Origin of the sequence: Halomonas sp. 141 (assembly GCF_002810305.1) — a bacterium.
In the GTDB taxonomy this organism is placed as follows: Bacteria; Pseudomonadota; Gammaproteobacteria; order Pseudomonadales; family Halomonadaceae; genus Vreelandella; species Vreelandella stevensii.
In genome coordinates this window covers 1-23,987 of the sequence record NZ_PINZ01000047.1, presented here as the reverse complement: position 1 = coordinate 23,987, position 23,987 = coordinate 1, and the positions used below count along the sequence as shown (strand labels likewise).

23 protein-coding genes are annotated in these 23,987 nt (G+C 59.3%); 8 read left to right on the top strand and 15 right to left on the bottom strand.

The features are described 5' to 3' along the window. Positions 1 to 102: 102 nt before the first annotated feature. Positions 103 to 840: an acyltransferase family protein gene (locus CWI66_RS15125; protein WP_332868384.1), complete on the top strand. Its 738-nt coding sequence runs from the start codon at positions 103 to 105 to the stop codon at positions 838 to 840. Between the two features lie 92 nt (positions 841 to 932). On the opposite strand, the gene CWI66_RS15120 is transcribed toward CWI66_RS15125, so the two are convergent. Beyond that, positions 933 to 1,550: a hypothetical protein gene (locus CWI66_RS15120; protein ID WP_100732154.1), complete on the bottom strand. Its 618-nt coding sequence runs from the start codon at positions 1,548 to 1,550 to the stop codon at positions 933 to 935. Positions 1,551 to 2,138: 588 nt separating this feature from the next. On the opposite strand from CWI66_RS15120, the gene glnA reads away from it, so the two are divergent. The 4 genes from glnA to glnG all read left to right on the top strand — a co-directional run bounded on the left by glnA (position 2,139) and on the right by glnG (position 6,845). Then, positions 2,139 to 3,545, top strand: a complete 1,407-nt coding sequence (glnA, locus tag CWI66_RS15115; RefSeq protein ID WP_100732153.1) for a glutamate--ammonia ligase — start codon at positions 2,139 to 2,141, stop codon at positions 3,543 to 3,545. Between the two features lie 152 nt (positions 3,546 to 3,697). Further along, a complete protein-coding gene (locus CWI66_RS15110) occupies positions 3,698 to 4,177 on the top strand; it encodes a DUF4124 domain-containing protein (protein ID WP_100732155.1) in 480 nt (159 codons plus the stop codon). 186 nt (positions 4,178 to 4,363) lie between these two features. After that, positions 4,364 to 5,425, top strand: coding sequence for a nitrogen regulation protein NR(II) (gene glnL / locus CWI66_RS15105; protein ID WP_016915830.1), 1,062 nt, complete (start codon positions 4,364 to 4,366; stop codon positions 5,423 to 5,425). Next, positions 5,418 to 6,845: a nitrogen regulation protein NR(I) gene (gene glnG / locus CWI66_RS15100; protein WP_081193481.1), complete on the top strand. Its 1,428-nt coding sequence runs from the start codon at positions 5,418 to 5,420 to the stop codon at positions 6,843 to 6,845. Before glnL ends, glnG begins: the two co-directional genes overlap by 8 nt. A 113-nt stretch (positions 6,846 to 6,958) precedes the next feature. On the opposite strand, the gene CWI66_RS15095 is transcribed toward glnG, so the two are convergent. The 7 genes from CWI66_RS15095 to CWI66_RS15070 all read right to left on the bottom strand — a co-directional run bounded on the left by CWI66_RS15095 (position 6,959) and on the right by CWI66_RS15070 (position 12,026). Next, entirely contained in the window at positions 6,959 to 7,927 is a 969-nt protein-coding gene (locus CWI66_RS15095) for a tripartite tricarboxylate transporter substrate binding protein (RefSeq protein WP_016915832.1), read from the bottom strand. Positions 7,928 to 7,973: 46 nt separating this feature from the next. Continuing rightward, on the bottom strand, positions 7,974 to 9,485 hold the full coding sequence (locus CWI66_RS15090; RefSeq protein ID WP_100732152.1) for a tripartite tricarboxylate transporter permease: 1,512 nt from the start codon (positions 9,483 to 9,485) through the stop codon (positions 7,974 to 7,976). 1 nt (position 9,486) lies between these two features. After that, positions 9,487 to 9,954 (bottom strand): hypothetical protein, encoded by a 468-nt coding sequence (locus CWI66_RS15085; protein WP_232710938.1) that lies wholly within the window; start codon positions 9,952 to 9,954, stop codon positions 9,487 to 9,489. Positions 9,955 to 10,216: 262 nt separating this feature from the next. After that, on the bottom strand, positions 10,217 to 11,107 hold the full coding sequence (locus CWI66_RS15080) for a ChaN family lipoprotein (RefSeq protein WP_232710937.1): 891 nt from the start codon (positions 11,105 to 11,107) through the stop codon (positions 10,217 to 10,219). A 3-nt stretch (positions 11,108 to 11,110) separates the two neighbouring features. Further along, positions 11,111 to 11,287, bottom strand: coding sequence for a DUF6435 family protein (locus CWI66_RS18065; protein ID WP_016915837.1), 177 nt, complete (start codon positions 11,285 to 11,287; stop codon positions 11,111 to 11,113). 90 nt (positions 11,288 to 11,377) lie between these two features. Next, positions 11,378 to 11,890: an alpha/beta fold hydrolase gene (locus CWI66_RS15075; RefSeq protein WP_016915838.1), complete on the bottom strand. Its 513-nt coding sequence runs from the start codon at positions 11,888 to 11,890 to the stop codon at positions 11,378 to 11,380. Between the two features lie 4 nt (positions 11,891 to 11,894). Beyond that, the gene (locus tag CWI66_RS15070; RefSeq protein ID WP_016915839.1) at positions 11,895 to 12,026 is read right to left on the bottom strand and encodes an entericidin A/B family lipoprotein; all 132 of its coding nucleotides are present in this window, start codon (positions 12,024 to 12,026) and stop codon (positions 11,895 to 11,897) included. 694 nt (positions 12,027 to 12,720) lie between these two features. On the opposite strand from CWI66_RS15070, the gene CWI66_RS18600 reads away from it, so the two are divergent. After that, positions 12,721 to 12,852, top strand: a complete 132-nt coding sequence (locus CWI66_RS18600; protein ID WP_016915840.1) for a hypothetical protein — start codon at positions 12,721 to 12,723, stop codon at positions 12,850 to 12,852. Between the two features lie 64 nt (positions 12,853 to 12,916). Here CWI66_RS18600 and CWI66_RS15065 read toward each other — a convergent pair whose 3' ends face one another. From CWI66_RS15065 to CWI66_RS15055, 3 genes are all read right to left on the bottom strand, one after another. Further along, a complete protein-coding gene (locus CWI66_RS15065) occupies positions 12,917 to 14,362 on the bottom strand; it encodes a sodium/glutamate symporter (RefSeq protein WP_081137972.1) in 1,446 nt (481 codons plus the stop codon). 93 nt (positions 14,363 to 14,455) lie between these two features. Continuing rightward, the gene (locus CWI66_RS15060; RefSeq protein WP_016915843.1) at positions 14,456 to 14,995 is read right to left on the bottom strand and encodes a phosphatase PAP2 family protein; all 540 of its coding nucleotides are present in this window, start codon (positions 14,993 to 14,995) and stop codon (positions 14,456 to 14,458) included. Beyond that, positions 14,958 to 16,121, bottom strand: coding sequence for a glycosyltransferase family 4 protein (locus CWI66_RS15055; protein ID WP_100732149.1), 1,164 nt, complete (start codon positions 16,119 to 16,121; stop codon positions 14,958 to 14,960). Before CWI66_RS15055 ends, CWI66_RS15060 begins: the two co-directional genes overlap by 38 nt. A 225-nt stretch (positions 16,122 to 16,346) precedes the next feature. Here CWI66_RS15055 and CWI66_RS15050 point away from each other — a divergent pair, with 225 nt between their 5' ends. Further along, the gene (locus tag CWI66_RS15050) at positions 16,347 to 17,930 is read left to right on the top strand and encodes a bifunctional metallophosphatase/5'-nucleotidase (RefSeq protein ID WP_100732148.1); all 1,584 of its coding nucleotides are present in this window, start codon (positions 16,347 to 16,349) and stop codon (positions 17,928 to 17,930) included. Positions 17,931 to 17,960: 30 nt separating this feature from the next. Here the strand turns inward: CWI66_RS15050 and CWI66_RS15045 are convergent, their stop codons facing one another. The 4 genes from CWI66_RS15045 to ugpB all read right to left on the bottom strand — a co-directional run bounded on the left by CWI66_RS15045 (position 17,961) and on the right by ugpB (position 22,225). Then, on the bottom strand, positions 17,961 to 19,013 hold the full coding sequence (locus CWI66_RS15045; RefSeq protein ID WP_100732147.1) for a sn-glycerol-3-phosphate import ATP-binding protein UgpC: 1,053 nt from the start codon (positions 19,011 to 19,013) through the stop codon (positions 17,961 to 17,963). A 2-nt stretch (positions 19,014 to 19,015) separates the two neighbouring features. Next, positions 19,016 to 19,858: a sn-glycerol-3-phosphate ABC transporter permease UgpE gene (gene ugpE / locus CWI66_RS15040; protein ID WP_039183237.1), complete on the bottom strand. Its 843-nt coding sequence runs from the start codon at positions 19,856 to 19,858 to the stop codon at positions 19,016 to 19,018. Positions 19,859 to 19,885: 27 nt separating this feature from the next. Beyond that, positions 19,886 to 20,770: a sn-glycerol-3-phosphate ABC transporter permease UgpA gene (gene ugpA, locus CWI66_RS15035; RefSeq protein WP_081137981.1), complete on the bottom strand. Its 885-nt coding sequence runs from the start codon at positions 20,768 to 20,770 to the stop codon at positions 19,886 to 19,888. A gap of 129 nt (positions 20,771 to 20,899) precedes the next feature. Continuing rightward, entirely contained in the window at positions 20,900 to 22,225 is a 1,326-nt protein-coding gene (gene ugpB / locus CWI66_RS15030; protein WP_096921615.1) for a sn-glycerol-3-phosphate ABC transporter substrate-binding protein UgpB, read from the bottom strand. A 175-nt stretch (positions 22,226 to 22,400) separates the two neighbouring features. Between ugpB and argE the strand changes: the two genes are divergently transcribed. Next, positions 22,401 to 23,582 carry an acetylornithine deacetylase gene (gene argE, locus CWI66_RS15025; RefSeq protein ID WP_081138086.1) on the top strand — a complete coding sequence of 394 codons (1,182 nt, stop codon included), beginning with the start codon at positions 22,401 to 22,403 and terminating at the stop codon, positions 23,580 to 23,582. Positions 23,583 to 23,987 lie beyond the last annotated feature (405 nt).

The window sequence follows — 23,987 nt, the reverse complement described above, 5'->3', positions numbered from 1 at the left end:
AGCGGCATGGAGCCAGTCTCCGTGTCCGATTCTCGTTGAATTGGGAATCCTCGTCCTTCAGGGCGAGGAGCAGTCAACTATTCGACGGCAGAGTGGTGGCGGTTGTCGGGCAGCGACGATGCCGTGGGCTTCCTGGCCAATGCGCGCAGCTACTTCATCTATGCGGGCTGGCACGGGTATTTCTTGATCATCGCCATGCAGTTCTATGCGGCGTATTGGGCATTTACCCGCTGGCAGCTGTGGCGGGTGAATCCGGTGCCCTGGCTTTGGGTGGCGTGTGTGGTCAGCATGGCCTACTGGGGGCTGGCGTACTGGTTCCAGGTAGAACCCCCTGGCTACTTGCTGTGGATCGCGCCCCTGGGGTGGGTGTATCTCTTCTTTCTGGCGCTGGTGCTGGTGCGCTATTACCCGCTGGCGCCTCGTGCCGTGCTGCAGGAGCGCCCCGTGTGGCTGCAAACGCTGTCGCAGTCCCGTTGGCTATGGGGGTGGGTGGCGCTGATCGTGATGGCCACCTTTGCTCATTGGCTGGCGTTCTCTTCCAAGGAAGTCTGGGTCATTCCCTTTTTCGTGCTGTTCGTGCTGGTGACCATGCGCCGCTTGAAGGGGCGCCGAGCGCCTGGCTGGGTGCGCTATATCAATGCCTACTCCTTCGGTATTTACCTGGCCCACCCGATGTTTTTTGCCATTACCGATACCTTGGTCGGCGTGGAAACGCTGCCGCTGGTGCTTTACGCACTGCTCTTGATCGTGGTGGCCAGCGTGGGCTCGGTGCTGTTGAACAAGGCGGTGAACACCACCACTTGGGGCGCCATGCTGTTTGGCAAACGCCTGAAAGTATGAGGCTGGCGTTAGGTAAGCCTCGCTGGGGTCGTTCAGTATGCCTTGTGGATTGGGGAAGGCGTTGAAGAGTGATGAAGGGACGAGGGCGACGATCAGTGTGGGGGGGGGGCGGTAGAAAAGCGTGCTTTCAACGCGCTCAGTGGAGAGCCTCGCGGCAACCCCAGTGCTTGCCCGCTGAGGGTCTTCAGGCGGGTAGGGCAGGCATGCAGGCGCTGTAGCAGGTCGGTCATTGCCGTGACCTCCAGCTCGGGGTCGAAGCCTCCCAGGCGTTCCAGCCAGGTTCGGCTGATGGCCATGTAAGGGGGCAATGCGGCGTTAGGGCCACGTAGCTGCTGCCAGAGGCGCTCTGGCAACCGAGGCGTCATCGCGCTGATGATCAGCGCATCCAGCGTTTGCGTATCTAGCTCGGGGTACAGCAGGGGCCATAGCTGTGCAGGCAATACCTGTTTGTGCATGGCCACCAGCAGCCATTCTGCTTGGCTGACATACGCCGCCTGATTCAGGCGAGCGCCCAGTTTCTTCTCTGGGGTGACGAGGCAGTGGGCGTGAAAACGGTGCTCCAGGGTCGCGAAGCGCTCATCCAGAAACGCGGCGGTCACGATCACGGGCACGAGATGCTCGGCCAGGCCAGATTGACGAATGGAGCGCAGGTGGCGAGGAAGCCAGGCTCCCGCCACGGAAGCATCGACGATAAAGCAAACCGTACCCATGAAAGCGGCTTCCTTCGTAGTAACAACTTTCCGTTTTGTAATTTATTGTAGGCATTGGTTTCTTTTCGTAGCAAGGAGAAATGGTGGAGAAAAGCATAAAAATAGACTGCCTTGCTATGCACTGATTTTGTGCAATAAGGGAATTTTTTGTATTTTTTTGGTGCATATTGAGCTTGAGACGTGCTTCATGCAGTAGCGTAGTGGGTAAATGCTACATCAGGAGGCATCGGAGAAAATGATTTTTGCTTTTTGAATCATGCTGTTATTTTTTCAAAAGCCATATTGGTGCAAAGTTGGCATGCTACGTGCTTATATTTCGTGACAGCTTCGTAGGCAGTTTCATGAACAGTTTCATGGGCCGTTTGTCAGTCGCTAGCAGGCCATAGGCAGAAGCCGCTTGGCGTGCTACAACGATAGCCGGTCTGAAATGATCGCTGGGCGATTTGTTATCCATGGTCAAGCAAACGTAAAGCGAACAAAAAAGACAAACGCGCCACGTGCCAAGGCATGTAGACGATTTGTTGAATAACACTTTTATCGATAGCTTATTGTTTCAAGCTCTAAGCCACGCTCATACCGGAGGACACTATGTCAGCCAAGACTCTTGCGCTAATCGAAGAACATGACGTTAAGTGGGTAGACCTGCGTTTCACCGACACACGCGGTAAAGAGCAGCACGTGACCGTGCCTGCGCGTGACGTGAACGAAGAGTTTTTTGAAAACGGCCAGATGTTCGATGGTTCTTCCATCAATGGCTGGAAAGGCATCAACGAGTCTGACATGATCCTGCGTCCGGAAGACGGCACCGGCTTCCTGGACCCCTTCACCGAAGACGCTACCCTGATCCTGCGTTGCGACATCATCGAGCCTGCCACCATGCAGGGCTATGACCGTGACCCGCGTTCCATCGCCAAGCGCGCCGAGGCCTACCTCGAGTCCACTGGCCTGGGTGACACTGCGTTCTTCGGCCCCGAGCCCGAATTCTTCATCTTCGACGAAGTACACTGGAAGTCCGACATTCAAGGCTCCATGTACAAGATCACTTCCGACGAAGGCGCCTGGGCCACCGACAGCAAGGTCGAGACTGGCAACCTGGGTCACCGTCCGCGCCTCAAGGGTGGCTACTTCCCGGTTCCGCCGGTAGACAGCTTCCACGATATCCGTGGTGCCATGTGTAACACCCTGGAAGCGATTGGCCAGACCGTCGAAGTACACCACCACGAAGTGGCCAACGCCGGTCAGAACGAAATCGGCGTGAAGTTCAACACGCTGGTGAAGAAGGCCGACGAAGTTCAGGAAATGAAGTATGTGATCCACAACGTGGCGCACGCTTACGGCAAGACCGCTACCTTCATGCCGAAGCCGCTGGTAGGCGACAACGGTTCTGGTATGCACGTACACCAGTCGTTCTGGAAAGATGGTCAGAACCAGTTCGCGGGCGATGAGTACGCTGGCCTGTCTGAAATGGCGCTGTACTACATCGGCGGTATCATCAAGCACGCCCGTGCTCTGAACGCCTTCACCAACGCTTCTACCAACTCGTACAAGCGTCTGGTACCGGGCTTCGAAGCGCCGGTCATGCTGGCCTACAGTGCTCGTAACCGCTCTGCGTCTATCCGTATTCCTTACACTGCCAGCCCGAAAGGCAAGCGTGTAGAGACTCGCTTCCCTGACCCGACTGCCAACCCCTACCTGGCGTTCGCAGCGATGCTGATGGCGGGTATCGACGGTATCAAGAACAAGATCCACCCTGGCGATGCCATGGACAAGAACCTGTATGACCTGCCGCCGGAAGAGGGCAAGTCGGTTCCCACCGTGGCTCACAGCCTCGACCAGGCCCTGGAAGCACTCGATGCTGACCGGGCGTTCCTGACCGAAGGCGGTGTATTCACCGACGAGATGATCGACGCTTACATCGAACTGAAAATGGAAGACGTCGAGCGTATCCGCATGACGACTCACCCGATCGAGTTCGACATGTACTACAGCTGCTAAGCTGATGGCATGACTGCTAAGATCACCCTTGCGGTGTGACGAGCCAAAACCCCGCCTCGGCGGGGTTTTTTTATGGGCAGAATAGTTGAGGAGGCAGCATGGTGAGTAAGCGGCGTGTTGCATGGTCAGCCATATTATCCACAGGGGTTTTCGTGGCCGCCTGCCTGTGGGTAAGCGCTGCCAAGGCACAAACGGTGTACCGCATCGTTGATGCCCAGGGCAACGTGACCTTTACCGATAACCCCGAGCGCGGCGGCGAAGTGTTGCGGCTGGCGCCTCTGCCCAGCTTGCCCGCTGCACGCCCAGCCGCGCTCTCGGCGGCACGCCCTGCAGGGCGCCCGGGCCAGCCGTTCATGCCCTATGACCGGTTCATCATCGTTGCCCCCGCGCCTGGGGCTTCTCTGCGCGGTGGCATGACGCCAGTGGAGGTCAGCGTTTCCCCTGCGCTGCGTGAGGACCACCAGATCCAGCTGCTCGTCAACGGCGAGCTTAGCCAATCCCCTCTGCATAGCGATGCCTTTTGGCTGGCAGGCTTGCCCCCGGGGCAGCATCGTTTGCAGGCAGAGCTGCTGGACAGCCAGGGGCGCATTCAGCATCGCACCGATCAGGTGACGATTTTTATCGCTGATTAAGTGTATGCACTATAATGGTGCGTTGAATTAGCTAAATCTTCCGTCCCTTGCGCTATAAACGCCCGAGCGGTATCGGTAGGCTGCCCCTAAGCCGTGCATGGCGCCGTTTTGGGTAACCTGGCGCGCTTTTTGCACTTCCTCAGCTAAATCACTAACGCTACGGTTAGCGACGCTTCAGGACACGCCATGTATCAGCGCTTACTAGAACACCTCACGACGGCGGTATTGCTGCTGGACGGCGAACTTCGGGTTCGCTGGATGAATCCGGCCGCCGAGGCGCTGCTGGCGGTGAGCTTCAGTCGGGTACAAGGCATCAGTCTGGACACCCTGCTGGGCGGTGACGAGAGTATCGATGACGTGCTGGCCAAGGCGCGCGATGCGTTTCACCCTTACACCCAACGCGAAGCGCGTATTACGCCGCTCAATAGTGACCCCCTGACGGTGGATTACACCGTGACGCCGCTGTCCGCCGACGAGCTGCTGCTGGAGGTGGAGCCCCGTGATCGGCTGATGCAGATTTCCCGGGAAGAAGCGCTGACCACTCGCCAGGAGACCATCAAGGTGCTGGCGCGTGGGCTGGCCCATGAGGTGAAAAACCCCTTGGGCGGTATCCGCGGCGCGGCGCAGCTGCTGGAGCGCGATCTGGACGACCCGGCCTTGCGGGAGTTTACCCACATCATCGTCGAGGAAGTGGACCGTCTGCGCGATCTGGTGGACTCCATGCTGGGCCCCAACCGCATCATCAAGCATGAGCCGGTGAACATTCACAAGGTGCTGGAGCGCGTGCGTGCGCTGCTGTTGGCCGAGCATCCGCAGGTCACCGTTAACCGCGATTATGACCCCAGTCTGCCGGACCTTTCTGGCGACGAGTCGCAGATGATCCAGGCCGTGTTGAACGTGGCCCGCAACGCGGTACAGGCCATGAGCGAAGCCGACACGCCGTCCCCCACGCTGACCCTGCGCACCCGTGCCCGCCGCCAGTTCACGCTGGGGGCCGAGCGCCATCGGCTGGTCAGTGAGGTGGGCGTGATCGATAACGGCCCCGGCATTCCCGATGCGTTACGTGAAACGCTTTTTTACCCCATGGTGTCAGGCCGCGCGGAAGGCAGCGGCCTGGGGCTATCGATTGCTCAGTCAATTTTGCATCAACATCAAGGATTGATCGAATGCGATTCCCGACCCGGACACACCGAATTTCGTTTACTGATTCCATTGGTTATTAATTTACCGGAGATGCGTCATGACTGAGGCGACACGTACCGATGTTGCACGGGTGGTTATCGTCGATGATGACCGCGCTATCCGCTGGGTGCTGGAGCGCGCGCTAGCGCAACCCGACCTGGATGTCGAATGTATCGAGCGGGCGGATACGGCGCTGGCTCGGCTGCTGGAAAATCCACCAGATGTGCTGGTCACCGATATTCGCATGCCGGGAATCGACGGCCTCGACCTGATGTCTCGCGTGCGTGCGGCTCACCCCGATCTGCCGGTCATTGTCATGACCGCCCACTCGGACCTGGATAGCGCGGTGGCCTCTTATCAGGGGGGCGCTTTCGAGTACCTGCCCAAGCCCTTTGATGTCGACGAAGCGCTGGCGCTGGTGCGGCGGGCGGTGGCCCATGCCCGCGAGCGGCAGCGGCCGGTCAGCGTACCGGAAGGGCTGAGCGCCGAGATCATCGGCGAAGCGCCTGCCATGCAGGAGGTGTTTCGCGCCATTGGCCGCTTGTCGCACTCCCATATTACGGTATTGATCAACGGGGAGTCGGGCACCGGTAAAGAGCGGGTGGCCCAGGCGCTGCATCAGCACAGCCCGCGCTCCGGCAAGCCGTTCATTGCCCTCAATATGGCGGCAATTCCTCGTGACCTGATCGAGTCGGAACTGTTTGGCCATGAGAAAGGCGCCTTTACCGGTGCCGCCCAGCAGCGCCAAGGGCGTTTCGAGCAGGCCAACGGCGGTACGCTGTTTCTGGATGAAATTGGCGATATGCCCGCCGAGACGCAAACGCGCCTGCTGCGGGTGCTGGCCGATGGCGAGTTTTACCGGGTCGGCGGCCATACGCCGGTCAAGGTGGATGTGCGCATCATTGCCGCTACCCACCAGAACCTGGAATCTCTGGTGGATGAAGGGCGTTTTCGTGAGGATCTGTTCCACCGCCTGAACGTGATTCGGGTGCACCTGCCGCGCCTGGCCGAGCGCCGTGAAGACATCCCCCGCTTGACGCGTCACTTCCTGGCGGAGGCGGCCAAGGAGCTATCCACCGATATCAAGGTGCTGACGCCCGAGGCAGAAGCTCACCTGACGCGGCTGCCGTGGCCGGGTAACGTTCGTCAGCTGGAAAATATCTGCCGTTGGCTCACCGTGATGGCATCGGGCAGGGAGATCCTGATCGAAGACCTGCCTCCCGAGCTGCGCTCGGTCAGCGCGCCGGAAGGAGGTGCTTACGGTGATTGGCGCTCGGCCTTCCGGGATTGGGCCGACCACGCCCTGGCCGAAGGGCATACGCACCTGTTGGAAGAGGCGGTGCCGGATTTCGAGCGCATCCTGATCGAAACCGCCCTGAAGCACACAGGGGGGCGCAAGGGGGAAGCGGCCGAGCTGCTGGGCTGGGGGCGCAATACCCTGACACGCAAGCTCAAGACGCTGCTGCCCGCGCTAGCCGACGAGTAGCCCTGTTGGCAATCGCCGTCGGCTCGGCGATGCTGGCCCGGAACCACTAAAAAGCCCGCTGACACGGTCAGCGGGCTTTTTCATGCCATCCTGTTGATGGCATGCGGGGCAGCTTAGTCGTCTGCGCCCGGTACGCCGCCCAGCTCTTCGATCAGCGCCTTGTAGCTTTCGGTCTGCTCGGTGAGGGTCTGGGTGACTTCGTCTTCAGACAGGTACACCACCGGCATCAGGATGCGCTCTTCGGTGATCTCGATGAAGCGCTCATCCTGAGTGGCGGCTTCCAGTGCTTCTGCCAGGCGCTCGACGTGGGCATCCGGCGTATTGTTGGGCACCATGACCACGCGAATTTCTGCCGGGTTGATGTCATAACCGGCTTCTTGCAGGCTGGGCGCATCCGGGAAGGCTACCAGACGGTCTTCTGCCAGGCTCAGCAGGACCGGCATTTCACCCGTTTCTGCGTAGCCGGAGTGGGTGCCGCCGCTATAGGCGAAGTCCACGTCGCCAGAGAGAATCAGCGGTGCCATGCCAGCGCCGCCTGCCGTGGGCACGATGCGCAGGTCAAGACCTTCCTGCTGGGCAATGTACTCGATGATCATGCGATCCAGGGCGGTCTGCGTGGCATAGCTGGTGCCGGGGTTTTCGCGGGCATACTCCACCAGCGACTCCCAGCTGTCACCAAAGGGGCGATTCTCGCCGGTCACGATAGCCGACTGGCCCAGCGTCACGCCCGCCACGTAGCGGAAGTCGTCCAGCTGGTAGGCGGTTTCCGTGGCCAGCGGGCCGTAGGTGATGGTCATGGAGGTGCCAAAGGCAAAGGTGTAGCCTTCGTCGTTATTGTTGGCCAGGCGAGTCAAGGCCACGCCACCGCCCGCGCCCGGCTGGTTGACCACGTTCACCGGCTGGCCCAGCTCTTCTTCCAGTACGTTGGCCAGCACGCGGGCTTGAATGTCGGTGCTGCCGCCTGCGCCAAAGCCGACGACCATGGTCAGCGGCTTGCTGGGGAAGTCATTGGCCTGGGCGGTGCCAGCGGCCAGGGTCAGCGCTGCCGAAACGATGGCGGTGGTCAGAAGATGCTTTTTCATGGTGGTTTCCTCGATGGTTTTTTCTTGGTAGTGAAGGTTGCTCGGTTTAGCCGTGTTGCCGACGCTGCCGGTACTGGCGATAACTGCTCCACAGCAGGTGCAGTACCAGCAGGCCAGTGGCGACCACAAACGTCAGTGCAATGGGGCGCTGCATGAGAATGCCGATGTCGCCCCCGGAAAGAATGACTGACTGGCGCAGGTTCATCTCCAGCATGGGCGTGACGATGAAAGCGACCAGGAAGGTCACGAAGGAGTAGTCATGCTTCTTCAGGAAATAGCCGAAGATCGCGAAGCCAAACACGGTCAGCAGGCCAAAAGTGCCGTAGCCCTGCACTTGAATGCCGGCCAGGCAGAGAAAGATCACCACGGGGATGACGATGTTCTGCGGCACATCCGTGACGCGGGCAAAGATACGTAGCCCGTACCAGCCTACGGCCAGCATGATCAGGCTAGCGACCACCATGCCTGCAAAGATGGTGAACAGCATTTGTGGATGGTCGCGCAGCATCAGCGGGCCGACCTGAATGCCGTGGATCATGAAAGCACCCACCAGCAGTGCCGCCGACACGCTGCCGGGAATACCCAGCCCGAACAGCGGAATGTAGCTGGCGGGAATGACGGCGTTATCGGCAGCCTCGGCGGCGGCAATGCCATTGGGGTTGCCCTTGCCGAAGCTATCCGGGTCTTTGGCGCCGCGCTTGGCGAGCCCATACGCCATGAACGAACCTACCGATGGCCCCAGGCCCGGCAGTGCGCCAACGAACGCCCCGACGCCGGTGCTTTTAAAGATGGTCGGCAAGGTGCTTTTAAACTCTTTAAAGGAGAGGTCGTCTTCTGGGTTATGGCCAAGTTTGACGGAGCTGGCGCCTTTATTACGCCGATAAGCTTCCAGTTGTACGAACATTTCCGAAAGAGCCAGGGTGCCGATCACTAAAGGGAGAATGGGCACGCCTTCCATCAGCTCCGCGTAGCCAAACGTAAAGCGCATGGCGCCGGTTTCTGGGTCTAACCCAACCGTTCCTAAAATAACGCCCATGCCCCCGGCGGCCATGCCCTTTAAAAAAGAGCCTCCGGCCATCCCGGCAATAAAGACCAGGGCAAAAATGAGAATGGCAGCCAGTTCATAAGGGCCAAACTTGAGGGCAATCGAGGCAAAGGGAATAACGACGACGATCAATAGCAGTGTCGATAACAGGTCGCCGACCACCGACGCCAGTAGCCCTACCTTGAGCGCCTTGCGAGGCTGGCCATTGTTGGCCATGGGGTAGCCATCCAGACAGGTGGCTGCAGAAGAGGGCTCGCCCGGGGTGTTGAGCAAAATGGCAGAAACGGCGCTGCCCGCTGCCGTGCCCTTGGAGAGGCCAATCAAAAAGGCGATGGCGGCATAGGCCGACATGTAGAAAGTGAGCGGTATGGCAATGGCAATGGCCACCGATCGGTTCAGGCCGGGAATGACGCCCACGATATAGCCCAATAACACGCCTCCTAAAATGACGCTGATGGAGTGCAGTGTTAATGCATCGCCAAAGGCACTGGTAATAGCACTGAATTCTGGCATGTTAAACAATTCCTATGCGCATGAGTTGCACGGTCAGTAAGTAAAGTGCTGCGGTAGGAATCGCGGCAGAAAGTGCAATAACATACCAGCGCCGTTCACCCAGTAGTGCAACGAGACAACCTATAATAAAGGGGGCCAGCCACGTTAAAGGGATAAAGTTAGCGAGTAGGATAAAGAGTAATACATATAAGAAAGGCCAGGCTTGATACCAAAGATTGATAAGCGATAAACGCTTTAATAAAGGTGCTCGCTGTTGTTTAAGGCGAATAAAACTGACGATAAGGAGTATGGCAGCACAGATCAACATGACCCAGGCGCCTAGCGTGGCCAAACGCTGTGGATGCATACCAAACGCCATGCCGGAGCCACCGTAGCGCGGGATTAGCCAGACCAGCAGCCAACAGGCGACCAGGGTAACGCCGATTCCGGACCACAGGTTTCTTCGCTGTAATTGAGAGTCAGGTGTCATGGGGGCAGTATCAGCAGGTGAACAAGCCTTCTACCGTAGAGATCACGGTTGTTGTAATCAATTGGTAACGAGCTGCATATTAAACGGTACAATCAACGGTTTTTTGAGTATAGAGTAGGCTATACGGAAAGGCGTCATCAGTGCCGCTCAGCGTGCTTTCATGGCTAATGCTGAACCGTAGCAATATAAAATGCTTAGTCTATTAGCTAGCGAATAAACATTTTGGCGCATGGTTTTAACATAAGTGATATTGACCGCTTGTTCAGGATGACGCGTCTGGCATTGGGGTGGGTAATATGAAGATGGCATCGCTCAAGGCCGGGTCGGGAAGCACGCACTCCTCAAGTTCCCAGGGTAAGAGACTGAACGTGTCCTGAATGCCCAGCCCTTCCAACTGGTGCGCTACGCCATGGCCATGCACCACATGCCCAAGACCCATCAGCCCCACGGTCAGGGCACTCCCTTGTGCGGCGTCCGCTAGCCCCTGCGCCATGGCAACGTCCCAGCTGAGCTGAGCTTGAATGAACCGTTCCAGCATGTCGGGATTTTCCTGCCCCATGGCATGCTGGTCGAAGACTTCCTCCAGATACGTTTGGTAGGCGTCATTGGCAGGTCGCGGGGCAGGAATACCGTGGCGCTGTTCCGCGGGAATATGGTCGACCTCTTCGCTGGCCATTCGCTGGCGTAGGGCGGGAGTGATGTTGAGTGCCTTCAGTGGAATGCGGTTCAAGCGCGCAAAGTGAAGGATGGGCCAGTAAAGCTCAGGATCGAACCCCCAGGCTTCCTGCCAGTCGCTCTGCTCCAGAAACGCGTCTTCGGAAAGCTCCCCCGCGACCCAGCCTTCCAGTACCGGCTGCGCTTCTCTGGGCAACATCTCCAGGCCAATCACCATATCGCTCTCATAGGCGTACAGGCCTGCCAGGGTATGCAATTGCCAGCGGTGGTGTTCCATGGCGTCGTGCCGTTCCCCTAGCAGCACCACTGGCCGTTGCGCTGCCAGGTTGAGCACCGCATCGGCAGTCACGGCCTGACCCGATTGCCACCAGCGCCCCTGAAGCTGGCACGTTTCTGTTGCCTGTGCCTGTGCCTGTGCCTGTGACACCATGCCCAAGGCCAGCATCAGGCGGCACACGCCTCTTGGCAAACGGCCCATGGGCTAGCGGCCTTCGTCCTTCAAACGGTTGATTTCCTGCAACAGCGCTTCGGCTTCGGCGGTCAGGGTCGCATTGGCGCGCATGTCGCCATTGCGAGACGCTTGCATGGCCTCGGTGAGTTTGCGTTCGTAGTCCTGCTGCAGTTTTTTTTTGGGGTCGCGCTTGAAAAGTCCAAACATGAGCTACCTCCTATTGTGTGTATATTATTTGTATAGGTTTATGGTGCCCATGTCGAGGTTTTGGCAAGCTAATCCTGGCGTGTGCGAGCATCAGCTGGCACAGGTGGCCAAAAATCGTGTGAAATCCGCCAGGATGACCTCCAGGCTGCTGTGTAGCCGATGGTCGTCATCCACCATGCGCAGCGAGAGCCGCTGGCGCTGGGCGTGCTCGATGACCGGGCCTGGCAGCACTACGTCATCCTGCCAACCGTGAATGATATGGGTGTGTTGGGCCTGAATGATGGGGGAGGTTTCCGGGTAGCGGGGCATGCCGAGCGCGGGAGCCAACAAGAAGCAGCCGAGTACGGGCGTTTCGGCACTCAGTGCCGCACTGATCCATCCGCCCAGGCTAGACCCCGCCAGAATGCATCGGGATGGGTCATCGCCTCGGGCATTCAACGTCTCACGTAAATGAGCCAAACGGGCTGCAGGCTCGCTCATGCCGCGATAATCCATGACCACGGGCTCACAGTCATCTACATGCTCTGCGACGCCTTTTAGCGCCTGTATCTTCAAGGCGCCGGGGCCGCTCTCCAGGCCGTGGGAAAGAAAGACCGTCATCATGGGGTTACTCCGCCGAGCGCTGAATGGCAGCACCACCCCGCTCGATATCCTGGCCCATGCCGCGAACCGTATTACATCCGCTGATGACCAGCAGGGTCGACATCAAAAGTATGCCAAGCAGCATGGAGCGTTTCATGAGAGTGTCCTCAGTGGGGCTCATCCCCGAGAGTGGGGCATTCGATATATAACATAAGCGTTAACGGGGAGGCCCGCCACTGGTCGTGATGCCTGGGTGACACAAACGGCGGTGGCAGGCTAAAAATGCGCTATACGCATTTGTCGCATGTGCCACTTTTACACAGGTTTGGGCGGCTCAGAACACTACGTTGGCATAGATTATGCTCCTTTTTATTTAAGTCAAGCAATTGTTTTTAATGTATTTTTTAATTTTTTTGCAAGTATTGGTCCGCCTTGTGCAGTACCATGGTTAGTAGCATAAACTGCCTCGGGTTCACAGGAAGTGACCCTTCTTTATCAACAGCGTGGGCAGGCTAACAGGCAGTCATGGAGGGCAGGACGCCCAGAAAGCATCAAGGACGTGTAGGGACATCGAGCCTGCTCACTCTTGCCAGCACCTGGATGTGCTGGCCATCAAGGCCAAGGATTGGCAGCGATGCAAAACAGCCATCTCGCTCACGTGGGATGGTTTTTTTGCGTTATTTTTGTTTTCTCAAGTAACTGATTTTAGATAATTTTACAAATCCATCCCTGCGTCTGTACAGTAATGGTACAGATGGGCGCAGTGTTTTGGTCTATCCTGTCGTGTAGATCAACTTTCAGCGGTGAGAAGACGTCAACGCAACGGCCGCACACTGACAGGGACACGCGTTATGGCGATGGTATTGATGTTATGCATGTTCGTGCTCTTCCTGGGGTTTTCGGGGGTGGGCCTGTATATGGCGTTCAAGACGTCATTTTCCGGGGGCCTGGAAGAGCGTGACGACATGCCGCCCGATATGTAAGCCATCCTATGTAAGCCATCCAATACAAAACGCCCGCAGCTGCGGGCGTTTTGCTATCTGACGTTTACTTGCCTTGCCATCGACCCTTGCCACGGTCGGGCACCATCCGGCCAAAGTAGAGCAGTCCAAATGCCAGCCAGCCGACGGTTAGTATGGCCGTGAAGCCCAGCACGGCGGGTGCGCCAAACTGGGCAATCAGCGGTAACGCGGCGGCGGTAAACAGGCCACCGCCCACCACGGGTTCGAACATCAGCTGTTTGTAGCCAAAGCTCTCCAGCGCGCCAGACTTGTTCTTGGGGTCTGCCATGCGCATCAGCAACAGTCCCGTGACAGTGACCCCCATGGATTGGCCGAAGTCACCAATACCGCGTTCGAACCAGTTTTCGGGGATGACGCGGGGAGCAATCACGATCAGTACGAAGAGGCTCCAGGCAATCCCGGCAACGGCCAGCAGCAGGAACGGCACGAAGTAATCGCCCAGTGTGGTCAGCGAAAGCGTTGCGAGGGCGGCCACAATGGTGAAATCCAGAGCGGTGCCTGCAATACGAGACATGGTGCGGGTGGATACGTGCCGTTCCAGCCCAAAGCGCATGACACACAGCTGTACGATCACCCCGCCAATCATGGCGATGGGAAACAGCGGCACGTGGGCGAGTATTTCCAGCCCACCGTCGCGCGCCCAGGTCATCTGCTCGATCCACTGCAGGCCTGTCAGCAGCAGCCAGCCAATCACGATGGCAATGCCCACTAGGCCAATATGCAGGCTCAAAGGGTCGGTGGTGCCTGCCTCTTGTGCCAGATCCTTTTTGAATTCGCTGAACTCCTCTGTAGAGGGCCGCTCGTCTTCACGCAGGCTTTCATCCGGCTGGTCTTCTTCACGGGTGGGCTTGACCACGCCTCTGCGTGCCGCGATGTTGATCATCACCGTACCGATCAACACCCCCGAAACGATGCCGACGGTGGCCAGGCCAAGCGCCAGGTCGGCGCCTTCCTCAAAACCGAGATCGGCGAAAGTGTCGGCCATGCCCGCGGCGGTGCCGTGCCCCCCTTCGAAACCGATTTCAATCAGCGCCCCTACCATGGGGTTCATGTTGAAAAGCGGTACCAGCACCAGCAGGGCAAGGCTTAGCCCGACCACATACTGGCCCCAGGCCATGGTCTGACCCACCACGACCTGGGGCCCTGCGCGTAGCCAGATGGTGCGCAGCCCAGGGATGGCCTTGCCAATGAATAGGGCAGCAAAGACCACGTTGATCAGCAGCCCGGGCAGCGCCGACCAGCTCTCCTGGACGTAAGCGGGGAACAAGCCGGGGCTATCTTCGAAAAGCGTGGGCATGAAGCGCCCGATGACATCGGGGCCGAGCAGCAGTAAGAGCAGCCCGCCAATCACCGAGCTGGGGAGAAACAGGCGGCGCAGCCAGGGCAGCCAAAGGCGCAGCGCGTTACTGACCAGCAGCACCAGCGCAATGAGCACCAGCGCGATAAACAGTTCACCAACGGTCATGGTCATCTCATCGCTCCTTGATGATTCGACAAGGGTAATGAGATAAACGTAGCGCCAATCAAATGAAAGCGCTACGGCGTTCAGGTATTCGAAAAGGGCCTAGCCCATCCAGTAGAGTCCCAATAGCGCAAATCCATAGCCCATGGCGGCCCCGGCCAGCACGTCACTGACATAGTGCAGGCCCAGCCCCACCCGTGAGATCGCGATGATCAAGGCAAGCGGTAACACGATCGGTAGCAGCCAGGGCGTGTGGCTGGCCACCAGCACGCTGAACATCACGGCATGCATGGTATGGCCACTGGGAAAACTGTAGCGGTCTCGGGCGGGTTCGCCGCAGTGGACGCCCCCCAGGTAGGTGATGAAGGGGCGCTCACGACACAGCCGGGTTTTTACCAGCTTATAGACCAGGATCGCCAGTAGCGCGATCAGTGAGTATTGCCACATGCGCCAGAGGCCGTCCGCTTGCAGCCAGGGCTGAGCTGCAATCAGTAGTACCCAAACGGGCCAATCACCCAGTTTGCTGGCCGTCTGGAGCGTCAGACGCCAGGGGCGGTAGAGCGAGAGATGCGTCACACGCTGGCAAAAGCGCCACTCCAACAGGTCAAGACGATCGAATACGACAAGCGGGCGAGCTCGCATGGCGGGCCTCCTGGGCATGGTGCAGGTAACGTAGAAATTGCTCGGCAATGCCCGTCCAGCTCTGTTCCAGCGCGCGCAGGCGGGCGACTCTTCCTAGTCGTGCGTAATCGGCAGGGTGCTGACACAGCGTGACCGCCGCGTGTTGAAAGCCCAGCGCATCGTCGGTCGCCACGGTGATGCCGTTATGGCCACTGTGAATCAGTTCTGCGCTGGCCGCGTGGCGAAACGCCACGACCGCCAGACCGCTGGCCATGGCTTCGGTCACCACGTTGCCCCAGGTTTCAGACAGCGAGGGAAACACGAACATGTCGGCGCTGGCGTAATGGCGAGCCAGCGAATGCTTGTCTACGAAACCGGTGAAGTGGGCCTCGGGCAAGGCTTTTTGCAGCTGGCTGCGGGCCGGGCCGTCGCCGACGATGACCTGAGCCATATCGGGGCGAGCGCTGCGCATGGCTTGCAACGTTTCCTGCAGGAGCGAAAGGTTCTTCTCGGGTGCCAGGCGCCCTACGTACAGGGCTACCGGTTGATGCTCGCTGACACCCCACTGCTGACGCAGCGCGAGGTCGCGGTGGGCGGGCGAAAAGCGTTCGCCGTCGATGCCCCGGGACAGCACCTGTACGTCTTTGATGCCATCCTGGCGCAGCGCCACGGCTTGCTGCTGGGTAGGCACCAGGGTGAGCGCGCAGCCGTTATGGAAATAGCGCAAATAGCGTCGTGTCGCTTTGCTCAGCCAGGCAACCCCATAATCCTGACAGTAGTGGTCGAAGTTGGTATGCCAACCGGCCACCAGTGGCAGGTCCAGGCGCTGGGCTGCCTGGCGGGCTGCCCAGCCCAGCGGGCCCTGGGTCGCCAGATACACGACATCCGGGCGGTACTGCTGCCAAAAGCGCTGAAGCTTCCCGGGGCGGGCAAAGCCTACCTGAACGTCGGTATAGTTAGGCAGCGCAAACCGCCTGACCTGAAGTTCCCGAGTAGCGCACGCGGCGCTTCCGGGTTGACGCGGCGCCGGGCGTATCACGTCCACTGTGATGCCCAGCAACAGCAGTTCACGACACAGCCGGTTCAGCGTGTGCGCGACGCCGTTGATTTCCGGTGACCATGTTTCGCTGACGATACAGAGTCGCATGAGCGATTCATCCCTTTATCACGTTTAGCCACCATGGTGAGGCTCAACAGTGACACCGAGGCGACAGCCAAGTGAACAAGCGATGACATGGCGAATGACCATGCCTTGTGTTGCAGAGAGCAACTATCGTTATATGAAGAAGAACGTGACTTGACCCTGACGGAAGGAACTCAGTCCATGACCTCACGACACTTTGTTACTCCATGCGCCATTGCAGGCGCACTCATGATCTCGGCATCAGCCGTGATGGCCGACGATACCTTTACCCTGACGATCTATCACACCAACGACCTGCATGGCCGCACGGATGCTTACCCGGCCCTGGTGGCCACCTTGAACGAGGCCCGGGAGACCTATGGCGAGGGGTTGCTGCTGGATGCGGGGGATGTCTTCTCTGGGACGCTCTACTTCAACGAGTTTCAGGGCCAGGACGCACTGACCTTCATGAACCTGATGGGCTACGACGCGTTCGTGCCGGGGAATCATGAGTTCGACCTGGGTGACCCTGAGACCGGTCATCAGGCGTTGGCGGCGTTCTTTGCAGGGGCAGACTTCCCCATTTTAGGCGCCAACCTGGACTTTTCGGCTTCTCCCGAGTTTGCCGAGCGCCTCGGGGAGAGCATCACGGTCGACCCCCAGCCGGGGTATCTCTATGACGGTATGATCCTCGAACACCATGGGGAGCGTATCGGGATCTTCGGATTGAGCACCCAGGATAGCGACGCCATCTCCAGCCCGGGCCAGGTCACCATTGGTGAGTATCGACAGGCGGCCGAAACTATGGTCGAGGCGTTCGAGGCACAGGGAGTCAACAAGATCATTGCGCTCACGCATCTGGGCTACGACAGCGACCCCAGCGTCGGTAACGACCTGCTGCTGGCAGAGCAGGTCGAGGGGATCGATGTCATCATCGGGGGGCATAGCCATACGCGGGTTGCCCCGCCTGCGCTGCTGACCGAGCACTGGCCAGCGCCCACCGTGATAGGGCAGGCAGGTGAGTATGGCCAGCACCTGGGAGTCATGCAGGTGACCTTCGATGCCGAGGGCGTGGTGCAGGAGGTCAGCGGTGAGCTGCTGGCCGTTGACGAGCGCACGCCGGATGCGGCTGCGCTGGAGCTTTTAGCACCTTATACCGCGGCCATCGAGGCACTGCGTGACGAACAGGTAGGTGCGAAGGCGATTCTGGCGCTGCCCAACCCTCGTCATGGCCAGGGCGATGCGCTGAGCGTACGCGCCAACGAGACGGCGCTGGGCAACCTGATTGCCGACGGTCAGCTTCATGCAGCGCGCAAGGTGGTACCGGACACCCTCATGGCGCTACAGAACAGCGGCGGTATTCGTGAAGCGCTGCCCCAGGGGGATATCACCGTCGGCGACCTGATCGCCGTGCAGCCGTTCGGTAACCGGTTGACGTTACTGGAAGTCACCGGTGCCGAGCTGCTTGAAACCTTCGAAATCGCCCTGACCAATGCGCCGGACGAAAGCGGCGGCTTCCTGCAGGTGTCGGAAGGCACGCGGCTCACCTACGACAGCCGTCAGCCTGCAGGCGAGCGTCTCATCAGTCTGGAGGTGAACCGCGAAGGCGCCATGCAGGCGATCGACCCGGACAAGATTTATACCGTGGCCACCAACAACTTCACCGCGGCAGGTGGCGATGGCCACACGGCGCTGGGCGCTGCCCATGAAGATGGGCGCTATACCATCGTGGGCCATACCGACTGGGAAATGTTGCGCGATCACGTGGTGTCCCATGGCGAGGTGTTTTACCAGCCTCAAGGTCGCATTGTCGATATTGCCCAGGACGAATAGTCACTTCATCGCCCTGGGCAAGCGGTAGGCTCAGCCGGTGCGCTGCCCCGTGGTGGCATTGAACGGGTGCAGGGCACCGGCGGTGACGTACAGGTTGAGCGTCTCGCCCTCCTGAACGGGAGGCTGGCCTGCGGTTTTCAGTACCGTAGGCTGTTGGCGGTCGGCCAGATGCACGTACAGGTGGCTTTCGGCCCCGGCTGCTTCGTATAGCATCAGCGTGGCTCGTAGGGCGATATGCGGCTCGGCAGGCGGTGTCAGCAGCATGTCATCCGGGCGAATACCCAGAGTGTCCGTGCCTTCCGGCAGCTGGCTCAATATCCCTTGATGATCCTGGGGGGCCAGATAGGCCTGCGGCAGGATGTTCATGGCAGGGGAGCCGATGAACTGGGCCACGAACAGCGTGGCAGGCCGCGTGTAGATCTCCATGGGCGTGCCTACCTGCTCGATATTGCCTGCGTTCAGCACCACCAGGCGGTCGCCCAGGGTCATCGCTTCGAGCTGGTCGTGGGTGACGTACAGGCTGGTGGTCTTCAGGCGACGCTGCAACTGCTTGATCTCGACGCGCATCTGCACCCTCAGCTTGGCATCCAGGTTGGAGAGCGGCTCGTCGAACAGGAAGGCCGAAGGCTCGCGTACCAGTGCGCGTCCCATGGCCACGCGCTGGCGCTGACCGCCAGAGAGCTTGCGCGGTTTGCGCTCCAGGTACTCCTCGATTTCCAGCATTTTGGCGGCGGCGCGCACGCGCTGGTCGATGTCATGCTTCTTGAAGCCACGGTTTTTCAGGCCGTAGGCCAGGTTGTTGTAGACCGTCATGTGAGGGTAGAGCGCATAGTTCTGAAACACCATGGCGATGTCCCGTTCGGCTGGCTCCAGCCGATTGACCACCCGCTCGCCGATCTTCAACGTGCCTTCGGTAATGGTTTCCAGCCCGGCCACCATGCGCAGCAGGGTCGATTTACCGCAGCCGGAAGGCCCCACCAGTACCACGAATTCACCATCTTCGATGTGCAGGTCGATGCCTTTGACGGCTGCCACGTTACCGGCGTAGGTTTTCTTCAGCCCTTCCAGGGTAATGCTGGCCATGGTTACTTCTCCGTCTCGGTCAGGCCTTTCACGAACAGGCGTTGCATAAACAGGATCACCAGCACCGGTGGCAGGGCCGCCATCACGACGGCCGCCATGATCAAGTGCCATTGGGGGTTTTCATCGGAAGTCATGCGCTGAATGCCCATCACGATGGTGTAGTAATCCGGGTTGGTGGTGATCAGCAGCGGCCACAGGTACTGGTTCCAGCCGTAGATGAACATGATCACGAACAGCGCCGCGATATTGGTGATCGAGAGCGGCATCAGAATGTCCTTGAAGAACTTCAGCGGCCCCGCGCCGTCCACCCTGGCGGCTTCCAGCATCTCTTCAGGGATGGTCATGAAGAACTGGCGAAAGAGAAAGGTAGCGGTGGCCGAGGCAATCAGCGGAATCGACAGCCCGGCAAAACTGTTGAGCATCTTCAGGTCGGCCACCACCTGGAAGGTGGGGATGATGCGCACCTCCACCGGCAGCATCAAGGTGATGAAGATCAGCCAGAAGAACAGCATCCGAAAGCGGAAACGAAAATAGACGATGGCAAACGCGGACAGCAGCGAGATGGACAGTTTGCCCAGCGTAATGGCCATGGCCATCACGAAGCTGTTCCACAGCATGGTGCCTGCCGGTGGCGCGCCCGCGTTGGAAACGCCGGACTGCCACATGCGCGTGTAGTTTTCCAGGCCGTGGCTGCCGGGCAGCATGGGCAGCGTGCCGCGCAGCAAGTCGCCGGGTGCCTGGGTCGAGGCCACCAGCGCCACGTACACCGGAAATACCACCACGGCAACGCCCAGGATCAGCGTCAGATGGGCCAGGAGGTTGGCCCAGGGGCGGTTTTCAACCATAACGAAACTCCTCACAATCCGCCTGGGTCAGTAGTTGACCCGGCGCTCGATGAAGCGGAACTGAACGATGGTCAGGGCGATCACGATGGCCATCAGAATGACCGACTGCGCCGCTGAAGAGCCCAGGTTCAAGCCTACGAAGCCATCGGCATACACCTTATACACCAGGGTGTTGGTGGCCTGTGCGGGGCCGCCCTGTGTCGTGGCGTGGATAATGCCGAAGGTATCGAACATCGCGTACACCACGTTGACCACCATCAGGAAAAACGTGGTGGGGGAAAGGAGCGGAAAGACGATGGTCCAGAAGCGCTTGATGGGGCTGGCCCCGTCGATGGCGGCGGCCTCGATCAACGACTGCGGGATGGACTGCAAGCCCGCTAGAAAAAACAGAAAGTTGTAGGAAATCTGCTTCCAGGCAGCGGCAAAGATCACCAGCAGCATGGCGTCGCTTCCCGACGTGCGGTGGTTCCAGCGGTAGCCCACCATGTCGAGCATGTAAGGCACGATGCCGATGGAAGGATTGAAAATGAACCACCACAGCACCCCGGCAATGGCGGGCGCAATGGCATAAGGCCATACCAGCAGGGTGGTGTAGGCGCTGCGCGAACGGATCATGCGATTCACCGTGCAGGCCAGCAACAGCGCCACCGACATGGAGAGCAGCGTGGTGCCGATGGCAAAGGTTGCCGTGACCGAAAGCGCATTGAGGTAGTTGCCATCGCTGAACAGGCGAGTGAAGTTCTCCAGGCCGACGAAGGTCGTGCGCAGGCCGAAGGCATCTTCGCGCAGCAGCGATTGATACAGCGCCTTGCCCGCCGGCCAGATGAAAAAGATCAGCGTAATGACGATTTGCGGGGCCAGCAGCGCATAAGGCAGAAAGCGCCCCGGAAAGGTCATGCGTTTGGTTTGCATAAGCAGGTTTCCGCGAGAACGGGTAGCACGTAAGGCGAGGGGTACGCGGGTCAAGGAGTACCGATGCCGAGCGATACTTGAAACGACTTCGCCGCCTGATATTGATCAGGCGGCGAAGCGAGTGCTTACTTATTGATTGGCAGACTGGAAGTCACGCAGCAAACGGTTACCCCGCTCAACGGCTGCATCGGCAGCGGCCTGACCCGATTTGTTGCCAGTCATGACGGCTTCCATCTCTTCGGAAATGATGTCGCGAATCTGCACGAAGTTGCCGAAGCGCAGGCCCTTCGAGTTTTCGGTGGGCTCGTTCAGCGTCATCTGCTTGAGCGAGATATCCGCGCCTGGGTTCTCGTCGTAATAGCCCTGCTCGGTGCTCAAGTCCCATGCCGCCTGAGTGATCGGCAGGTAGCCGGTTTGCTGGTGCCACTTGGCCTGCACTTCGGGCTCTGAAAGGTACTCGAAGAAGGCAGCAACGGCTTCGTACTCTTCATCGCTATGGCCTTGCAGTGCCCACAGCGTGGCACCCCCGATAATCGAGTTCTGCGGCGCGCCGTCGACATCGGCATAGTAGGGCTGCATGCCGAAGCCTACTTCGAAGTCGGCGTTGGCTGCCACATCTGCCCGTGAGGCCGATGAGCCGAAGAAGATCGCGCACTCCTGGGAGTAGAACATGGGTTCGGCATCAGGGCCTGAACCGGGGCCGCCCCATTTGTAGGCGCCTGCGTCCTGCCAGGCTTTCAGGTTGTCCCAGTGGCGGGCCACCAGGTCGTTATTGAAGTTCAGCTCGGTGTCCAGGCCACCAAAGCCATTTTCCAGAGTGCCCAGCGGCGAGTTGTGCATGGCGGAGAAGTTCTCCAGCATCACCCAGCTTGGCCATGAAGAGGTGAAGCCACAGCGTGCGGCACCCGACTCGGTGATTTGGGTGGCCTGTTCGGCCAGTTCTTCCCAGGTCTGTGGCGGCTGTTCCGGGTCCAGGCCAGCGGCTTCGAACACATCCCGGTTGTAGTACATGATGGGCGTCGAGGAGTTGAACGGGAACGACAGCATGTTGCCGTTGGTGTCCGTGTAGTAGCCCACCACGGCGGGCAGGAAGGCATCCGGGTCGAAGGCACGGCCGTGGGCTTCCATCAGCTCGTAGACCGGGTAGATCGCACCGTCGGCGTTCATCATGGTGCCGGTGCCGACTTCGAATACTTGCAGGATGTGGGGCTGTTCGCCTGCACGGAAGGCCGCGATCGCGCCAGTCATCGTTTCGGTGTAGTTGCCCCGATAGCTGGGGGTGACGCGGTAATCGTCCTGGGAAGCATTGAAGTCTTCGGTCATCTCTTCCAGCAGGTTACCGAGCTGACCTCCCATGGCGTGCCACCACTGAATGTTGGTCGTGGCCTGGGCCGACAGGCTGAAAGTGGCCGTCGCCACCCCGAGGGCAAGAGCATGCAACGTGAAACGAGACATAACGACTCCTTGTAGGTCATGCGCAGTACGTTTGTTGAATTTTTTGGGTGCACTACACAGTAGAAAGTGTAGATGACGCTTTCATGAACGCACGGTGAAGTTGTCGTGACGGTCAGCATTTCCAAATGCCCATGGCGGTGCTAGGGTGGCCAAAAGCCTGCACAGCGAGAGCACTATGAGCGATGTCACCACGCTACTGACCAGACTGGTCGCCTTCGATACCACCTCCAGCGCGTCCAATCTGGCCCTGATCGAATTTGTCGAAGCGCACCTGACCAAGGCTGGCGTCGCTTCCGAGCGGGTGATGAGCCCCTGTGGTACCAAAGCCAACCTGATTGCGCGCATCGGCCCTGATGCGCCCGGCGGGGTGATGCTTTCCGGGCATACGGATGTGGTGCCCGTCGTAGGGCAGCCGTGGAGCAGCGACCCGTTCACCCTGCGTGATGGGGGCGATGGTCGGTTGTATGGGCGAGGTACCTGCGACATGAAAGGGTTCATCGCCTGCGCGCTGGCCATGGTGCCCGAGTGGGTCAAGGCGCCTTTGCAGCAGCCGGTCTACCTGGGCTTTTCCTATGACGAAGAGATCGGCTGTGTCGGGGCGCCGAGTCTGATCAAGCGCTTTTATGAGCACTACTCCACCACGGCACGGGTCATCGTCGGCGAGCCGACCAGCATGCAGCCAGTGGTTGCCCAGAAAGGCGCTACCAACCTGCGCACTACCGTAGTGGGGCGCGAGGCCCACAGCAGCCAGGTGAACCAGGGCACCTCGGCGATTCATGTGGCGGCCAGGCTGGTCACTTTCATCGAGGACACCATGGCCACGCTGGTCGAAGAAGGACGCGTGGACGAGGCGTTCAACGTGCCGCATACCAGCCTGCACGTGGGCAAGATCAAGGGGGGCACGGCCATCAACATCATGGCGCGGGAGTGCCAGTTCGAGTGGGAGATACGCCACCTGCCCACGGAAACCTTCGAAGAGGTGTATGCCCGCTTCAGCGACTACTGCGCCACGCTGAGTGAGGCCCTGGCGGCTCAGGGGAAAACCGTCGACATCACCACAGAGCCCTTGAACGTGACGGTGCCCGGGTTGGCAAACCGTGACAACCAGCAGGTGCTGCAATTGGCAGAAGCGCACCTTCCGGCAGGCTGTTGCCAGCATGCCGTGGCCTACGCCACCGAGGCTGGCCAGTTTCAGGGGCAGGGGCTGCAGACGATCATTCTGGGGCCGGGCAGCATTGCCCAGGCGCATCAGCCGGATGAGTATATCGAGGTCTCACAGCTCGAGGCATGCCAGCAGTTCATGCAGCGCTTGGGTGGCTCCCTGCAATCGGCCTATCAAGCCGATGACCATGCCTGAAGTCGAGCGCTCACGCCCATAAAAAAAACATCCGCCCGGTGACGCGGCGGATGTTTTCATGATGCTTTAGAGCGATCAGTGCTGAGGGTAATGCTCTTCTTGACATCCTCCCCTCCCTCAGCTTGCGCTGCCGTCTAGCGACGGAAAGGAAGGGGATTCCCAGGTTGTTACCTTTCTGGTTTCTGCTTCCAAGACGATTGCCCGAGGGAATGGCTTGGTTATCGCCGTAAAAGTCCCACAGTGGGGATTTTTACGGTGGCGAACCAACTCATATCCCCCAGGTCTCACATCGTCTCCACAGACGTAACTTTCCGAGTGCCCCTCGGTAGGTCGTGTCGACGTGAGTAGTATAGCACTGTACAAATCATCAGCAAGGGCATCCTGCGGATGCCGCGCTATCCATCC

Bases quoted from the DNA above. Each gene is read 5' to 3' on its own strand.
- CWI66_RS15120 (WP_100732154.1), bottom strand. From the start codon at position 1,550: ATGGGTACGGTTTGCTTTATCGTCGATGCTTCCGTGGCGGGAGCCTGG.
- glnA (WP_100732153.1), top strand. From the start codon at position 2,139: ATGTCAGCCAAGACTCTTGCGCTAATCGAAGAACATGACGTTAAGTGG.
- glnL (WP_016915830.1), top strand. From the start codon at position 4,364: ATGTATCAGCGCTTACTAGAACACCTCACGACGGCGGTATTGCTGCTG.
- glnG (WP_081193481.1), top strand. From the start codon at position 5,418: ATGACTGAGGCGACACGTACCGATGTTGCACGGGTGGTTATCGTCGAT.
- CWI66_RS15095 (WP_016915832.1), bottom strand. From the start codon at position 7,927: ATGAAAAAGCATCTTCTGACCACCGCCATCGTTTCGGCAGCGCTGACC.
- CWI66_RS15090 (WP_100732152.1), bottom strand. From the start codon at position 9,485: ATGCCAGAATTCAGTGCTATTACCAGTGCCTTTGGCGATGCATTAACA.
- CWI66_RS15085 (WP_232710938.1), bottom strand. From the start codon at position 9,954: ATGACACCTGACTCTCAATTACAGCGAAGAAACCTGTGGTCCGGAATC.
- CWI66_RS15080 (WP_232710937.1), bottom strand. From the start codon at position 11,107: ATGGGCCGTTTGCCAAGAGGCGTGTGCCGCCTGATGCTGGCCTTGGGC.
- CWI66_RS18065 (WP_016915837.1), bottom strand. From the start codon at position 11,287: ATGTTTGGACTTTTCAAGCGCGACCCCAAAAAAAAACTGCAGCAGGAC.
- CWI66_RS15075 (WP_016915838.1), bottom strand. From the start codon at position 11,890: ATGATGACGGTCTTTCTTTCCCACGGCCTGGAGAGCGGCCCCGGCGCC.
- CWI66_RS15070 (WP_016915839.1), bottom strand. From the start codon at position 12,026: ATGAAACGCTCCATGCTGCTTGGCATACTTTTGATGTCGACCCTGCTG.
- CWI66_RS18600 (WP_016915840.1), top strand. From the start codon at position 12,721: ATGGCGATGGTATTGATGTTATGCATGTTCGTGCTCTTCCTGGGGTTT.
- CWI66_RS15065 (WP_081137972.1), bottom strand. From the start codon at position 14,362: ATGACCATGACCGTTGGTGAACTGTTTATCGCGCTGGTGCTCATTGCG.
- CWI66_RS15060 (WP_016915843.1), bottom strand. From the start codon at position 14,995: ATGCGAGCTCGCCCGCTTGTCGTATTCGATCGTCTTGACCTGTTGGAG.
- CWI66_RS15055 (WP_100732149.1), bottom strand. From the start codon at position 16,121: ATGCGACTCTGTATCGTCAGCGAAACATGGTCACCGGAAATCAACGGC.
- CWI66_RS15050 (WP_100732148.1), top strand. From the start codon at position 16,347: ATGATCTCGGCATCAGCCGTGATGGCCGACGATACCTTTACCCTGACG.
- CWI66_RS15045 (WP_100732147.1), bottom strand. From the start codon at position 19,013: ATGGCCAGCATTACCCTGGAAGGGCTGAAGAAAACCTACGCCGGTAAC.
- ugpE (WP_039183237.1), bottom strand. From the start codon at position 19,858: ATGGTTGAAAACCGCCCCTGGGCCAACCTCCTGGCCCATCTGACGCTG.
- ugpA (WP_081137981.1), bottom strand. From the start codon at position 20,770: ATGCAAACCAAACGCATGACCTTTCCGGGGCGCTTTCTGCCTTATGCG.
- ugpB (WP_096921615.1), bottom strand. From the start codon at position 22,225: ATGTCTCGTTTCACGTTGCATGCTCTTGCCCTCGGGGTGGCGACGGCC.
- argE (WP_081138086.1), top strand. From the start codon at position 22,401: ATGAGCGATGTCACCACGCTACTGACCAGACTGGTCGCCTTCGATACC.